The organism is Gluconobacter morbifer G707 (assembly GCF_000234355.1).
In the GTDB taxonomy this organism is placed as follows: domain Bacteria; phylum Pseudomonadota; class Alphaproteobacteria; order Acetobacterales; family Acetobacteraceae; genus Gluconobacter; species Gluconobacter morbifer.
Genome location: NZ_AGQV01000001.1, coordinates 170,222 through 185,288, shown reverse-complemented (window position 1 = coordinate 185,288; position 15,067 = coordinate 170,222). Strand labels below are relative to the sequence as shown.

The 15,067-nt window shown below is 60.3% G+C and carries 16 protein-coding genes; 9 read left to right on the top strand and 7 right to left on the bottom strand.

Features of this window, described 5'->3' with window-relative positions; all coding sequences use genetic code 11:
- Positions 1–9 precede the first annotated feature (9 nt).
- From GMO_RS00780 to GMO_RS00760, 5 genes are all read left to right on the top strand, one after another.
- Positions 10–1,236, top strand: coding sequence for a cytochrome b (locus tag GMO_RS00780; RefSeq protein ID WP_008850321.1), 1,227 nt, complete (start codon positions 10–12; stop codon positions 1,234–1,236).
- Complete coding sequence (locus GMO_RS00775; protein WP_008850320.1) at positions 1,233–1,937, top strand: cytochrome c1; 705 nt, start codon at positions 1,233–1,235, stop codon at positions 1,935–1,937. Before GMO_RS00780 ends, GMO_RS00775 begins: the two co-directional genes overlap by 4 nt.
- Positions 1,938–2,360: 423 nt before the next feature.
- Complete coding sequence (locus tag GMO_RS00770) at positions 2,361–2,771, top strand: hypothetical protein (RefSeq protein ID WP_040507319.1); 411 nt, start codon at positions 2,361–2,363, stop codon at positions 2,769–2,771.
- On the top strand, positions 2,771–4,222 hold the full coding sequence (locus tag GMO_RS00765; protein ID WP_008850317.1) for a PepSY-associated TM helix domain-containing protein: 1,452 nt from the start codon (positions 2,771–2,773) through the stop codon (positions 4,220–4,222). Before GMO_RS00770 ends, GMO_RS00765 begins: the two co-directional genes overlap by 1 nt.
- The gene (locus GMO_RS00760; RefSeq protein ID WP_008850316.1) at positions 4,219–4,500 is read left to right on the top strand and encodes a hypothetical protein; all 282 of its coding nucleotides are present in this window, start codon (positions 4,219–4,221) and stop codon (positions 4,498–4,500) included. Before GMO_RS00765 ends, GMO_RS00760 begins: the two co-directional genes overlap by 4 nt.
- Positions 4,501–4,508: 8 nt before the next feature.
- On the opposite strand, the gene GMO_RS13465 is transcribed toward GMO_RS00760, so the two are convergent.
- The 5 genes from GMO_RS13465 to GMO_RS00730 all read right to left on the bottom strand — a co-directional run bounded on the left by GMO_RS13465 (position 4,509) and on the right by GMO_RS00730 (position 9,342).
- Positions 4,509–4,904 (bottom strand): hypothetical protein, encoded by a 396-nt coding sequence (locus GMO_RS13465; protein WP_008850315.1) that lies wholly within the window; start codon positions 4,902–4,904, stop codon positions 4,509–4,511.
- 302 nt (positions 4,905–5,206) lie between these two features.
- Positions 5,207–5,755, bottom strand: coding sequence for a cupin domain-containing protein (locus tag GMO_RS00745; protein ID WP_008850313.1), 549 nt, complete (start codon positions 5,753–5,755; stop codon positions 5,207–5,209).
- Between the two features lie 142 nt (positions 5,756–5,897).
- Positions 5,898–6,668, bottom strand: a complete 771-nt coding sequence (locus tag GMO_RS00740) for a sulfite exporter TauE/SafE family protein (protein WP_008850312.1) — start codon at positions 6,666–6,668, stop codon at positions 5,898–5,900.
- Between the two features lie 7 nt (positions 6,669–6,675).
- Positions 6,676–8,364: a bifunctional protein tyrosine phosphatase family protein/NAD(P)/FAD-dependent oxidoreductase gene (locus tag GMO_RS00735; protein ID WP_008850311.1), complete on the bottom strand. Its 1,689-nt coding sequence runs from the start codon at positions 8,362–8,364 to the stop codon at positions 6,676–6,678.
- 51 nt (positions 8,365–8,415) lie between these two features.
- Positions 8,416–9,342 (bottom strand): MBL fold metallo-hydrolase, encoded by a 927-nt coding sequence (locus GMO_RS00730; protein WP_008850310.1) that lies wholly within the window; start codon positions 9,340–9,342, stop codon positions 8,416–8,418.
- A 107-nt stretch (positions 9,343–9,449) separates the two neighbouring features.
- Between GMO_RS00730 and GMO_RS00725 the strand changes: the two genes are divergently transcribed.
- The 4 genes from GMO_RS00725 (at position 9,450) to GMO_RS00710 (ending at position 12,206) form a co-directional block, all read left to right on the top strand.
- Positions 9,450–10,097, top strand: coding sequence for a peroxiredoxin (locus tag GMO_RS00725; RefSeq protein WP_040507318.1), 648 nt, complete (start codon positions 9,450–9,452; stop codon positions 10,095–10,097).
- The gene (locus GMO_RS00720; RefSeq protein ID WP_040507317.1) at positions 10,094–10,492 is read left to right on the top strand and encodes an ArsR/SmtB family transcription factor; all 399 of its coding nucleotides are present in this window, start codon (positions 10,094–10,096) and stop codon (positions 10,490–10,492) included. Before GMO_RS00725 ends, GMO_RS00720 begins: the two co-directional genes overlap by 4 nt.
- 120 nt (positions 10,493–10,612) lie before the next feature.
- A complete protein-coding gene (locus GMO_RS00715; protein WP_008850307.1) occupies positions 10,613–10,861 on the top strand; it encodes a hypothetical protein in 249 nt (82 codons plus the stop codon).
- Between the two features lie 226 nt (positions 10,862–11,087).
- On the top strand, positions 11,088–12,206 hold the full coding sequence (locus GMO_RS00710) for a LacI family DNA-binding transcriptional regulator (protein WP_008850306.1): 1,119 nt from the start codon (positions 11,088–11,090) through the stop codon (positions 12,204–12,206).
- Here the strand turns inward: GMO_RS00710 and GMO_RS00705 are convergent.
- Both GMO_RS00705 and GMO_RS00700 read right to left on the bottom strand, forming a co-directional pair.
- Entirely contained in the window at positions 12,203–12,868 is a 666-nt protein-coding gene (locus tag GMO_RS00705; protein WP_008850305.1) for an HAD family hydrolase, read from the bottom strand. The two genes, GMO_RS00710 and GMO_RS00705, sit on opposite strands and share 4 nt — an antisense overlap.
- 46 nt (positions 12,869–12,914) lie before the next feature.
- A complete protein-coding gene (locus GMO_RS00700; protein WP_139064331.1) occupies positions 12,915–15,062 on the bottom strand; it encodes a beta-N-acetylhexosaminidase in 2,148 nt (715 codons plus the stop codon).
- Between the last annotated feature and the right edge of the window lie 5 nt (positions 15,063–15,067).

Sequence of the window (15,067 nt, the reverse complement as noted above, 5' to 3'; positions counted from 1 at the left end):
AGGCCTCCCATGACCAACGGTCCCTCCAGAGACCCCGCATCCGGCGGAACACAGGACACGGCTACCGGGTGGCTGAACCGCAGACTGCCGGTCATTCCGCTTTTCCGCCGGGAATACATCACGTTTCCCATGCCCCGGAATCTGAATGCGCTCTGGAGCTTCGGGGCATTCCTGATCGTCACCATGGCGCTGATGCTCTGCAGCGGGCTGTTCCTTGCCATCAATTATACCCCGGACATCACACAGGCCTTTGCCAGCGTCGAAACCATTGACCGTCAGGTTGCTTCGGGCTGGTTCATCCGCGCCCTGCACATGGGAGGCGTGACCATGCTGTTTGCAGCGCTCTACATCCATATCGGCCGCGGGCTCTGGTACGGGTCTTACAAGGCCCCGCGCGAACTGCTGTGGCTGACGGGCCTCGGTCTGATGCTGATGATCATGGTCACGGCTTTTGCGGGCTACGTTCTGCCTTGGGGCCAGATGTCCTACTGGGGAGCGACGGTGATCGTGAACGCCATCAACGCCGTTCCCCTTGTCGGCCACACCCTATCGGTCTGGCTTTTCGGCGGGGACAGTCTGGGAAATGTCGCCCTGCATCGCCTTTTCGTCCTGCATTTCACCATGGCCTTTGCCATCCTGGGCGTGATCGGCCTCCATGTGGCGGCGCTTCACGTCGCGAAATCCAACAATCCGAGCGGAACCGACCCTGTCCACCCGGAACAGACTCTCCCCTTCCATCCTTATTATACAAGCAAGGATGGCTTCGCGCTGTGCCTGTTCCTAATGGTCTATGCTGGGTTGATCTTCTTCTGTCCCGACCTGCTCACACTCGCAGACAATTACATCCAGGCCAATCCACTGATCACGCCGAAAGACATCACGCCCGAATGGTATTTCGCGCCCTTTTACGCCATTCTTCGCGCTGTACCTTCCAAGCTGGGCGGACTGGGACTGGCAGCCGGCAGCCTCGCGGTCCTGTTGGCGCTTCCCTGGCTGGACCGCTCCCCCATCCGCCCTGCCACACGTCGTCCGATGGCGCGTCTGTCCCTGCCACTGGCTTTCCTGTCCTTCGCGATTCTGGGTTTTGCCGGCATGCATCGTCCGACCGAAACCTGGCTCTGGCTCAGCCGAATCGCCGCCGCTTACTGGTTCTTTCATTTTCTGGTGGTCATGCCGCTCTGCGCCCAGCGGGAAATTCCGGACTCCGCTTTCGAAGCACCGGAGGACCACCCATGACGCGGTTCCCGTTCTCTCTGCTTCTGCTGCTGCTCCTGTCCGGCTTCTCCTCCGCCACAGCCGCCCCCCGAAACACGCCGGAACAGCGCGGCCTCATGGTGTACCAGCAGGTCTGCAGCGCCTGTCATGGCATGGCTTCGGTTACATACGAAGACATGACAGCGTTCGACCTACCACCGACCGACATCAAAGGCTGGGCCGGACAGCATCAGATGCCGGATGGTCTGGATGATGACGGGGATCCGAAAACACGTCCCGCCAGACCGGCAGACCATATCCTCTCACCCTATCCGTCCGAAGCCATGGCCCGGATGGCCAATCACGGGATCATCCCCCCGGATTTTTCCCGGCTGGCCCTGACGTTGCCCGGTGGCGCGGCGCAGATCCGCCGAATTCTGACTTCGTATTCTGAGCCACCGTCAGGCGTTCATCTCCAGCCAGGCCGATATTACAATACCGCCCTCCGCTGGAAGCATATCGACATGCCTCCGCCCCTCCATGATGGAATGCTGACCTATCCTGATGGCACGTCCGCCACCGCGAAACAGATGGCCGCGGATGTTGCCACGTTTCTGGACAGCGTGGCTCATCCCCATTGGAAAGAACGCCGGAAAACCGGCTGGCTCGTTCTGGCCTATCTGGCTCTCATGGCGGTGCTGACGTTCCTGCTCAAACGCCGGATATGGCGCTCACTTCCATAAGTATGATTCATGGAACTGTTTCGGCATTGGTTCAGGAGAAGAGCCATCTGCCCAGCATCCCGGTCTGAGCCCCCTTCATCACCAGTGGCCCCACCTTTCCACGCGCACCCGACCAGCGTCCGTCTGAACACGAAAATTCTCCTTTCTGTCCTGTTCGGATGTGCCATAGGAACTCGGCCTGCAAGCAAAAGGGCGGTCATCAACCAGCGACGGAACAGACATTCAAAGACCTGATCCATTCCGGCTTTCCTCGCCCCATGTGAAAAATCCGGCCTCACCACCGAACCTCAGCCCATACACATACAGCCAGGATGTCGGCAGGTGCGCCCATCTATTCCCACAACAGCACGTTCAGACGCAATCATCCCGCGAGACGGAACATCTGACGCTTTCTGATCCTGCTGTCAGGAAAACCATTCCCGCATGCTGCACATGACTCTCAACATCATCAGCAGTATGCGCTATCATCAACGTCCCTCTACAATGCTTACGGAGCCCCCGGACCATCATGCCAACCCTGCGTGCAGACTGCTGACCTTGCCGACGTCTTCCAACCGTCGCTCCAAGGCCGCAATCCCTGCCCTGCGTTGGACAGGACAGGCGCTGCTGGCGTTTGTACTGGCGTGGATGACAGCTCATTTCATCACGCTGGGGTTTTCATCATGGGGACCGGGAAGCCAGGGTGAGGCGACCGCGCTGGGCCAGGTGATCGCCCTGCTAGCACTGCCGGTCCTCATGCTGCTGATCTTCGGACTGCGGAACCGTCTGCAGGGGCTTGCGCTGGGCATCAGTGTCTGTGTCCTCGCCGGCCTGGCCACACTGATCCATCACTGATGCATGAGACCCTTCGTACACGCATGGGATGGCTCCATGCCTGGATCGGCTTCGCATTCGGGCTGCTGCTTGTCTGCGTGTTCATCTCCGGCACCGTCTCCGTCTTTGATACCGAACTGACCCGCTGGCTTCAGCCCGAAGCGCCACCGGAAGCAGTTTCTCCCACCGCTGACGCGCTGGATCGGTCATTACCCACCGTTCACAGCCTCATGGTGGAAGGAAAATGGCCGTTCATCACCTTCCCTTCCCCGCGTGATCCCTATCTGCGTATCCAGCATTATGACGGCGCGGAATTCCTGAGCGTTCCGCTTGATCCGGGAACGGGAACACCCCTGCCCGTCCGGCAGACGGCAGGCGGCACATTCTTCTACAATCTCCACGCTTCCCTGCGCAGCGGCGAGACCGGCATGATGTTCGTCACCTTCTCCGGGGCGGCCCTGCTGGTCATGCTCGGCTCCGGGCTCATCATCCACCTTCGGGGCCTCGTATCCGACCTGACCCTGCTGCGCCCCCATGCTCAGCGCCTGCGCGCCTGGCTGGACGTGCATGTCCTGTCCAGCGTGCCCTTCATCCCCTTCGCCATCGTGATGGCCTATACCGGCGCCTTCATCCACGTCCGGACCATTCTGCCGCCGGTTTCCTATGTCACGTTTCTCAGGACAGCCCTTACCTCCGCACCCGCCAACACCGCACAGCCGCCACCTCCCGTCACGACGAAGGATATTCCCCCCATTTCCGGTATGGTGACGCATGCAGAGGCTGCTCTGGGGCCTGCCGGTTTCGCCCTGTTCTCGGGTGATACGCTCCTGGTCAGCCGCACGGATGCCTCCGGTCCTGAACTCACGCGCGACCATATCGATTTTTCCCTGAAAACCGGAAAGCAGACCGGCTCTGCATTCCTGACCACGCCCATCGCGCGCACGCAGGCCGTTCTTACCGGTCTTCACTATGGCCGCTGGGCGGGGCCAAGCATGCGCTGGCTGTATTTCCTGTCGGGACTGGCAGGGACGGTCATGATCTCCAGCGGCCTGATCTTCTTCCTCATGAAACGGCGCCGACAATCCGGTCATCTGCCCGTCTTCCGGCTGGCCGAAGGATTGGCCATCTCCGTTATCCTGGGTTTTCCCTTTGCAATACTCGGCGTTCTCTGGGCCAACCGCCTTATTCCCGTAGGAATTCCCGACCGCCCCATAGCGGAAGTGCGCAGTTTCTTCATCCTATGGGCCTTCAGCGCTCTTGTGGGGCTGATCACGAGCTGTTCCGGTTATCCGCTCGCAGGCTGGAAGACCCTTCTATGGGGGCTGGTTCTTGCCGGCACACTCCTGACGCCGCTGGATTTCCTGACACGCCCGGGCGCCACGCCGTTTCATGCGCCAACCGTCTTCGCCGCTACGGATCTGGTCGCCCTGCTGGCCGCGCTCTGCTCGTTTCAGGTGGCGCGACGACTGTGATCCCCGCGCTCTCCACGCTGCTCTGGACCATCACCCTGTTTCTTCAGGCTCTCTCAGAACCCAAGATGCAGCGCTACGCCCATATCGTGTTCACTCCGTCATCAATGCGATCAAAAGCCATCAGATGGATCTGTCCTCTGCTGGCACTGGGTCTGTGCGTCTACAGCCGTCCATCCACGGCCCTCCCCGTCTGGTGTGGTACATTTTCTGCCGCGGCCCTGATTGTAGCGGTTGGCTGGGCCCTCCATGCCCGTCGCAATGACGGCACGCGCTCCTGAACCGACCCTCAGGCAGGAGAAACCTGCGGGTGACTGGCCCTGTAGGTCAGGGGAGAGACCACCAGGCCATCCACCGTTTCAATCACTTCGAAATCCGGGTTGTTCATCAGCTGCTCAAGGGCATCCCGTGGCAGGTATTTCCCGTTTACATTCGCGCTGACGGCTTTCAGGAAAAGACTGCGGTCAATCATGACCGGGCATCGGGTCTGGCGGCTCAGGCTGTCTACAGCCTTCAGCAGAGGCTGACTGTCAATCCGCAGCAGACTGATGACATGTGGGCAGATATCCGCGACGCGGGTAATGGTTTCCGCATGGCCATACCGCACTGGATCACCGGCCAGCAACATGAAGCCCATCATCAGAAGAGGCCAGATCCTGACCCGGTCCCGTCTGTTTTCTGACATATGCAGCCTCCCATCCCTTCACGCCGGATACGGCCAACGCGCCGGACAGGAAGACGACCAGCCTTCAGTTTTTTTTGATCACCATGGGCGCTGGCTGCGCCGACATGATCCATGTCATATCTGAAAATGCAGCCTCCGCACCACAATTCCGCGAGAAGCCTGCCATGGGGGAAATATCCGACTTCCGCGACGCTGGAAGCGACTTTGCCACCAAGGACAGCTCCGCGCTGCCATTCTTTCCACCCAATTCGTCCCATGCCGAAACCGCAGCCACCCGGAATTCCACGGATACCCGCAGCCCATCAGAAAGTCGGGGGTGTACAGGCGCTGATCAGTTCGCATGCCTCTTCACTGACACACCGGAAGCGGTGTGGCTTACGGCTGTCAAAATAATAGGCGTCTCCAGGTTTAAGCACCTGTTTCTGTTCACCGACCGTGATTTCCATGGCTCCCCGCAGGATGATCCCGCTTTCCTCCCCCTCATGAGCGTAAAGCGTGCGGCCGGTCGCCGCTCCAGGATCATAACGCTCATGCAGGACCTGAAGAGTCCGCCCGATCTGCGTTTGCCCGATCTGGCGGAGAGAAACGCCGTTCTGACCCAACTCCATCAGTTCGGACGCCTTGTAGAAATACTTTTCTTCCTGTTCGAGCTCGATGCTGAAAAATTCACCCATTGAAATGGCGATTCCGTCCAGCACGCGCTTGAGCGTGCCAACCGAAGGATTCATGTCTCCGGATTCAATCAGCGAAATCGTGGAATTGGTGACACCCGTGCGCTTGGCCAGTTCACGCTGGGAGAGGTTGCGGGCCGTCCGGACAAACCGCAGTCTCGCACCAAGATCCATCACCATATCACACCCGCCTTCCTGCTCCCGTCACACCGCGTCATATCGATACAGAAAGAAATTACGAATGAAAGCCCTTCTGTAATCATATTCCATTCTGAAGCGGCTGTTTGCCGATAATATCTTTCCTGCACCGGATTCGGCGTACTCAAACAACCGCCAGACAGCGCCAGAGCATGTAAGCCGCCACCACGAAGATCACAGTGGCAAACAGAACCGTCAGCGTCTCTCCCGCACCGGACAACCTGCGCGCAGCCCGCATTCCAAGAAAGCTCCCCACGACACCCCCCGCGATGAACAGCCCGCCCATCGTCCAGTCCACGAATCCTGACAGCATGTAACTCAGTGCCGTACTGGCTCCGAACGCTGCCACGGCAACAAGGGACGTTCCGATCGCATACAGGATCGGCATATCGGTACAGGCCACCAGCGTCGGGACAATCAGAAAACCACCCCCGATCCCGAAGAAACCGGACAGGAAGCCGGTCCCCAGCGCTCCTCCCATGACTTTGGGGGCGTTCTGCCGGTTACAGGCGGCGCCCTCGATCCCCCTGTTGCGCCGTCCGCGCAGCATCAGCACGCCAACGACCACCATCAGCAGCGCAAAACAGACCAGAAGATGCTGGCCGTCCACCCGTTTGCCCAGAGCCGCCCCTCCAAGCGCCCCAATCACGCCGCATGGCTCGAAAATGGCCGCGCATCGCCACTTCACGGTGCCGGCCCGTGCATGACTGATCACACCCGCCAGCGCATTCACCGCAACCGCCATTGCGCTTGTACCGATGGCCACATGCGGGTTCTTCACCCCCACGACATAGACCATCAGCGGTACGGCGAGGATGGAGCCTCCCCCACCGATCAGCCCCAGCGTAAACCCGATGATGAGTCCGCAGAGAAGCTCAAGCACAATGTGCAGCATGGCCGGGTTAATTCTTGCCTTCCGGCTTCAGCGGCCTGGGCGCCACCATCAGTTCGTGTCCCTTCAGCATCCCGTCCCAGTACAGCACAGGCATGACGTATTTCTTGAGCCACCAGGCAAGACGGGTTGGCCTGCGCCCGTTCAGAAGCCAGGTCGGAAGCGTCGGAGCCAGTTTGCCATCATAGGAGAACTCCGCCAGCACGATGCGTCCGTTTTCCACTGTCAGCGGACAGGCGCCATATCCGTCATACGACGAGACCAGCCCCTGATGCCGCAGAACCGCCAGAACATTCGTCGCCACGACAGGAGCCTGCACACGGACCGCCGCAGCCGTCTTGGCGCTGGATGTCGCAATCACATCGCCCAGCGCAAAAACTTCAGGGAAACGGACATGCTGTAGCGTGGACGGATTAACCTCCACGAAGCCACTGGCACCAGCCAGCGCACTTTCGCGAACGGCCTTGGGCGCAACCTGCGGCGGCACAACATGCAGCATGTCAAACTGCCGTTCTACCTGGATGGGTCCGTTATCGCCCTTGCGCTCGAAAACGGCTGTGCGGTTCGGGCCATCCACGGAAACCAGTTTTGAATTTAGCTGGAGATCCACAGCATAGCGGTGAACATACTCCATCAGTGCCGGGACAAATTCCTTCACGCCGAACAGCCCCGGTGTCGCCGTATCGAACTCGACGGAAATATTCTTCAGCATTCCGCGCCGCCGCCATTCGTCACAGGACAGATAGACGGCTTTCTGTGGCGCGCCCGCACATTTGATCGGCATGGGTGGCTGCGTGAAGATCGCGGTTCCACCCTGAAGCTGCTGGACAAGCTGCCAGGTATAGGGCGCGAGATCGAAACGGTAATTGGACGTGACGCCATTCTTGCCCAGCGTTTCCTTCAGACCGGGGATGGCATCCCAGTCCAGTGCGATACCCGTCGCCACAATCAGGACGTCGTAGGAAACGACCGTCCCATCCGCCAGGAGGACCTCGCGCGCTTCCGGCCTGAAAGTCCGGACCGCACTTCTCAGCCAGACGGCCTGCTTCGGCATCAGGTCAACCTCCTGACGCCGCATCCGGGCCGCCTGAAAAACGCCCGCCCCCACCAGCGTCCATCCAGGCTGATAGAAATGTTCCGTTGAGGGCTCAATGATCCCGAGCGACAGGTTGCCGTTGCGTTTCAGAAGGCTGGACGCCACGGAAATCCCCCCGGCTCCGCCGCCGACGACCAGAACCTGGAAATGAGATGCATCGCTCCGGGGAGACACAGCAGGCGCGGACGTCGCATCCAGACGGCGCCTGAGGCCACCCAGGTCAATCCCGGCCCGGGAACCAGCTTCAATGATGTCTCCCGTCCCTCGTGTGCCCGCCTGCGCCAGCGCCCAGAGCTGGGCCGCCCGCGTACCGGACCGGCAGTATCCGAGGACAGGCCCGGTCAGTGTTCCCAGCGCCTTCCTCATTGCCTGCACCGTTTCCGCATCCGGCAACGTGCCGGCCACGACCGGAATGGAGGCAAAACCCAGTCCTTCCGCACGCGCGGCATCCGCGATGTCCTGTGCTGTCGGCTGACCGGGAGATTCACCATCAGGTCGGACGCAGAGAATGCTGTGGAAACCGTCTTTCTTCAGCTGCGGTATCTCTTCAGGCGTAATCTGAGGAGAAACGGCATAGGTTTCGGACAGGCGACGAACAGGCATTAAACAACTCCGTTTGACGGGCACTCTTAAACCGGGAAAAAGGACAACCGGTTACAGACGTTTGACAGGAATCTTGATATAGCTGACGCCGTTTTCCTCCGCTTCCGGCAGGTTACCGCCGCGCATGTTGATCTGCACGGAAGGCATCAGCAGCTTCGGCATGGAGAGCGTGGCGTCACGGGCAGTCCTCATCTTCACGAAGTCTTCTTCGCTCACGCCATCATGAACATGGACGTTATGCGCACGCTCGTGCCCCACGGTGGTCAGCCAGACATAATCATCGCGCTCCGGCGCTTTGTAGTCATGGCAGAGGAACAGGCGCGTCCCGGACGGCAGTGACAGCAGCCGGCGGATCGAACGGTAGAGCTGCCGGGCATCGCCCCCGGGGAAGTCAGCCCGGGCCGTCCCGAAATCTGGCATAAAGATCGTGTCCCCGACAAACGCGGCATCTCCGATGACAAACGCCATGTCAGCGGGTGTATGACCCGGCACATGCAATACGGTCACGGGCAGTTCCCCGATGGAAAAATGCTCGCCGTCCCTGAACAGGTGATCGAACTGCGATCCATCACGGGCAAAACGGGTTCCGGCGTTGAAAATCTTTCCGAAGACCTCCTGCACCCGTTTGATGTCTGCGCCGATCCCCAGCCGCCCGCCGAGTTGCTCCTGCAACCACGGCGCGGCAGAGAGATGATCCGCATGAGCATGGGTCTCCAGCTGCCATTCGACCGTAAGCCCCTCGCGACGGACATAATCCACGATGGCCCGTGCGGAACCGTAAGAAATATGTCCGGAGGCCGCTTCATAATCCAGCACACTGTCAATGATGGCGGCACGGCGGGTAACGGGACAATGCACGACATGCGTGGCAGTGTTCGTTGCCTCGTCGAAAAACGTGCACACTGAAGGAGACGGCGCCTTACCGGCCTCGACACTCAGGATCTGGGCGGTGGCGGCCTGAACTGCTGCATCACACACGGGACTGACCTCGGGCTCTGTAAAGTTTCGTGAAGAACTTATTATTGATTTAATAAATACATAAACTATAAGTTGTCAAGGTTTCTCGTATTGTGGAAAACAGGATCATGAACGGCCCTCTCCCTGAAGACGTTGCCTTCCCGCCCCTGCGCCTCGGTGACGAAGCGCCGGACTTCACCGCCCGCACCACGCACGGCGAGTTTGTCATGAGTGCCCTGCGGGGACACTGGGTCCTGCTGTTCGCGCATCCTGCGGATTTCACGCCTGTCTGCACCAGCGAATTCATCGCCTTTGCCCGGAAAGAGAACGAGTTCCGCAGAAATGACTGTATCCTGCTGGGCCTCTCTGTCGACAGTCTTCCGTCCCATCTGGCATGGGTGGAAGCCATAGAAACCCGCTTCGGCACACATATTCCTTTCCCGATCATCGAAGACCCGACCATGGCCGTTGCGAAAGCTTACGGAATGCTGGACCCTGCAGCGCAGGACAGCGCGACCGTCCGGTCCGTCCATATCATTGACCCGGGCGGCATCATCCGGGCGACCCTGACCTATCCCGCCGCGGTCGGACGCTCCGTTTCAGAACTCCTGCGCCTTCTGATCGCCCTTCAGGAAGTGGATCGCGGACATGGCCTGACGCCGGAAAACTGGCAGCCGGGCCACCCTACCCTCGCCCTCCCCCTCCAGACACAGGATGCCGTTCTGCAGGCCGGGTCCCAGTGGTTCCTGCGTTCCGGGACGAAGGATCGCTCATGACACTTCTCTCACTCGACGAAAGCCGCATTCTCACGGACTGGCTGCGTCTTCTGGCCCAACCCCAGCGCCTCATGATCCTGTCTGCCCTGATGGATGGCACCCATGCGGTCAGTGAACTGGAAACCCTGACCGGTATCGGACAACCCACCCTGAGCCAGCATCTTGGGGCCCTGCGCCGGGCAGGTTTCATCGAATCACGACGGGAATCACGCACCATTTTCTACTGCATGGCCTCAACCCTGGACGCCGCGCGCGCCAGAACGCTGCTCCTGACGCTACGCCCCGGCGCGCCTGTTCCTGACACCATCGGGGTCCAGCCGTCACAGCCGCTCCTGCCCACACCACCCACCTCGGATGCACGTTTTGCACGTATTCTTCGAAATAATGGACGGTAAGAATAAAATGGATTGCAGAAGTCTTAATTAAGAAAGACTGATAAGTTGTTTTTTATTAAAGTGTGTATTGCCTGAAACCGGCAAAAGGGTCAGACGATTACAAACGCAAGGAGACAGTTTATGAAACATTCACTTATCGCCCTGACCTGCCTGTCCTTCGTTCTGGCGTCCGGCGCTTCGGCGGCAACCCGCGAAGAACAGAAAGACGCCTGTCAGGGAGATGCACTCCGGCTCTGCACGCTGGCCATCCCCAATGAAGCCAAGATCACAGCCTGCATGAAAAAGAAGATCGACAAGCTTTCTCCGCGCTGCCGGGCCATGTTCAAGCCCCTGCCGCAGCCCAAGAAGACCGAAGACAAGAAAAGCTGATCCCTTTGCCCCCGATCCGTCCGTTCCTGCGGAGATCAGGTCCCTGTCGCGCTCCTGCCGTCAGGGATTTTTTTTGCCCGCGGCACTGAAAAACAGCTGATACCCGCCTTTGACGACATTACGAACTTTTGCAATACCGGAATCGTGACTTCCCGGTGAGCAACGACAAGATACTCTTCCTCATGGACAGACTTCCCCGACCGCACAGCAGGAACCGCTGCGGAGTTTGCGCGACAGGACGACCGTCATTATTGGACAGACGATGAAAACCAGCCGACAGCACGGACGCCGCAAGGTAACCCTCAAGGACGTGGCAGCGCAGGTCGGCGTTTCCCACACGACCGTCTCCAACGCCTATATTCGCCCGGGCCAGCTTTCCGCATCTCTCCGGGAGAAGATTTTCGCCGCCGCCCGCGAACTCGGATATACCGGTCCTGATCCTGCTGCCAAACAGCTCGCCACCGGCCGCGCCGGCGCGCTGGGCTTCCTGTTCAGCGAGGATCTGCCATACGCATTCTCTGATCCGGCAGTTCTGGGCGTGCTGAACGGCGTGGCGGAAAGCTGCAATGAACTGGAGACGGATCTGGCCCTTATTTCCGCGGGAAGCAGTCTGCGCGACAAGAATGTCCCCGTCTCGCTCGGCAATGCTGCGGTGGACGGTTACATCCTTTATTCCGTAGCGCCCGACAGCCGGTGCGTCCTGATGGCGCAGCAGCGGAACGTTCCGCTCGTCGTGGTGGATCAGCCCCGGCTGGATGATGTGCCCTATGTCGGCATTGATGACCGTCAGTCGGCCTACCGGGCGGCGAAGACTCTTCTGGAACTTGGACACCGAGAGTTCGGCATCCTGTCCCTCAAGACCGCCCATGACGACTATTTCGGCATCCTGACCGCAAGACGACGCGCCAATATCGCCCACAGCACCATTGCCATGCGGCTGGAAGGATACCTGACGGCTCTGCGGGAAGCCGGCATCGCCCCCGAGACGGTCCCGACATGGGAAATTCCCGTCAATTCTGAAGCCTCAGGTGCGGAAGGTGCACGATACCTGCTGAACCGTCCCCATCGTCCCACGGCCATCCTCGCCATGAGCGACCGCGTGGCCATCGGCGCGATGCAGACCATCCGCGTCGCCGGGCTGAGCGTCCCGGATGACATTTCCATCTTCGGTTTCGATGATATTCCTGCGGCGGCAGGGGCGGATCTCAGCACCATCCGCCAGCCCCATGAGCGCAAGGGAGCCGAAGCGGTCCGGCTGCTGGGCGGAGACGGGCGGCAGAATGTCATCCTGCCCACGGAAATCGTCATCCGTGGAAGCATCGCCCCACCACCCAACAAGACCTAGCCGAACACGACGCCCGGCAGTTCCTCCAGCGTCCCGATCTGGTAATCCGGCCGGAGCGCCAGGCACTGATCCGGAGCGCCGTGACCATAGCTGACCCAGCAGGACGCAATCCCGGCATTACGTGCAAACTGGAGATCGGCAGACGTATCGCCGACCATCAGGAACTCCGACAGGGCGGCCTCAGGAAAAAGTGGCTGCACGCGTCCGGTCATGACATGCGGGTCCGGCTTGTGCGGCCTGTCCGGTTCGGATGCGATGATGCCGCTCAGCAGATTCCCCAATCCGAACCGCTTGATGCTGGCCTCCACGGTCGGACCATGCTTGTTGCTGAGAATGACCAGTCTGGCCCCGCCGCTGCGCAGGCGTTCCAGAACGGCGTGGACATCTGCAAACAGGACTGTCTCTTCCGCATCTGCCAGCGGATAACGCGCACGATAATACCGCACGAAACGGCTGGCATCATCCTCATCCCCCTCCGGGACGAGCGCCTGGAACAGTGTCTGAAGCGTGCCGCCCCGCGCAAGCTGACGCTTCAGGATATCCGGCGATGGCGGCGTGATGCCGCTCGCCTCGAAGGCTTCCTTCAGGCTGCGCAGGATGGCCGGCCGCGTTTCCGCCAGCGTGCCATCGTAATCCAGAAGGATGATCGGAAAACGTGTCATGGCCCCGTTCTCGCCTTCCCCGCGCCGGAAATCCAGTCCCTTCTTTTCAGCGGGAAGCCTCCACCAGCGTCTTCACACCGGGAAGAATCGCCACCAGCAGACCACCTGGCGGCTGGGGACGGTGACGGCTCAGGAGGAAGTCTGACGAATTGTGAAACGCTTCATCCTGTACGGCGATCAAACGCGTGGCATCCACACGCCAGCCCGGCTGTCCGTGCCCTGTCAGGGCGGCCAGCCCTGCCCAGGACAGCCGCGCGAGCGTATGGGAAACGGGAATGATTTCTTCCATCGCGGGAATGCCTCTGGCGCTGGCCACGAACGCCGCGTCATTCGCGACCCACTGCTCCAGCATGGCCCGCAACGGCGCGGCAAGCGCCGTTTCTCCGCCAACATAACGCTGCGCCATATCATTGAAGCGCGCGGCCGCAAAAGCGTCAGGATCGGCGATGGCCACGGGCGCGGAAAGGAAAGCACCTTCCCGGCCAGCTGCGATATGATTCAGGGCATAATTGCGGACCGGGACAGTTACATCCGTCAGAACCTTCAGCGGCTCTGCACGTCCAGGGGCGAGCGCTTCACGTAACGCCACCTGATGCTGACAAGCCTGAAGGCCGGTGGCCTCCAGCTCATCCATGATGACCGGCAGCCGCTGCTCCATATCTCGCGTGTCCCGGATGCTTTCAGGGGACCAGAACCGTTCCGCCAGTGCAGCGGCGCGCGGCCACAGACGCGCATCGAGCATCTCCTCCGAAACCATCTCCGTCCAGAGTGTCACCTCTGCGCCAAGCACATGTGCACGTTGTTCCGCGTTCAGCGGCGCAGCGTCCGGATCCTGCATGAAAGCCTGAAGCAGTGGAGTGATCTTCGGATGAGCTTCCTGAACCTGATCCGGCGTCAGGCCTTCCGCCTTCGTATCCAGAGGGTCCATGGCATAATGCTGTGCGGAAGGGCGCAGCAGATCTAGATAATAGCCGGAGGAAACAATCACCGGATGGCCGGCCTGCGTCGCTGATGCGGTCCATTTCGATCCCCGCCACCCTTCGACGACCACGCTCTTCGGGACAGGCGCTTCCGTCACCTCGTCCCAGCCAATCATAATCCGGCCCTGAGCAGAAAGAATTTTCTCCACCTCTGCCGTGAACGCCGACTGAAGCGCGGCCGTATCAGCATAACCATGCGCCTGCATGTAAGCAGTAATTCGGGGATTACCTGTCCACTGCGAAGGCGCGACCTCATCCCCTCCCGTATGGATATAGCGGTCCGGAAACAGGCTCTCCATTTCCCCCAGCAGGGCACGAACGAATTTCAGGGTCCGGGGATTGGACGGATCAAGCGCCGGATTGTTGAGATTTTCGCCCGTCTCCTTCGGATCAGGCAAAGGCTGGGCCGCCAGTTCCGGATAGGCCTGAAGCATGGCCAACGCATGACCCGGCACATCAAATTCCGGAACAACTCTGATGCCGCGATCCGCCGCGTAAGCTACGATCTGCCGCACCTGATCCTGCGTATAATACTGTCCGTAAGATCCCACATCCTGAAGTCTGGGGAACAGGCGGCTCTCCACCCGGAAGCCGGTTCCATCGCTCAAATGCCAGTGCAGGACGTTGAACTTGAGCAGTTCCATGGCATCCAGTTGCCGCTCGACCGTTTCAACAGATGCAAAATGACGCGAAACATCCATCAGAAGTCCGCGCCATGCGAAACGCGGCGCATCGTCAATATGGACCCGCTCGATCACCGCTCCGTCCGGCGTCCGGCGCACAAGCTGAAGAAAGGTGGCGAAACCATGAATCACGCCAGCCGGGCCGTCCGCTTCCAGCCTGCCTTCCGTCGCACCGGTGGTCAGGGCATAATGTTCCTGTTCCCGCACAGTCAGATATGCCCGGTCTCCTCCCACCCGAACCCGCAGCACATAGGGCGCCGCCGAACCGGCCGTACCCGCAACAGCCCCCAGCCGGGCTGAAAACCGGGATGCCGCGCGTTCCAGCAGCGACGAGGGCCGCCCCTCCCACACGATCCGCACTCCACCGCCGATGGTGGCCACGCCATTGGAAACCGAGACTTCCCGCGGAACAGGCATAAGAGCTGGCGCACCCTGCGCCAGAGCGCCCCAGCCCATGCCGGCCAGCAGCACGAACGTCACGCCGGTGCGACACCAGCACCGAAGACTACGAAAACGGGGGGCGTGCATCATCCGGA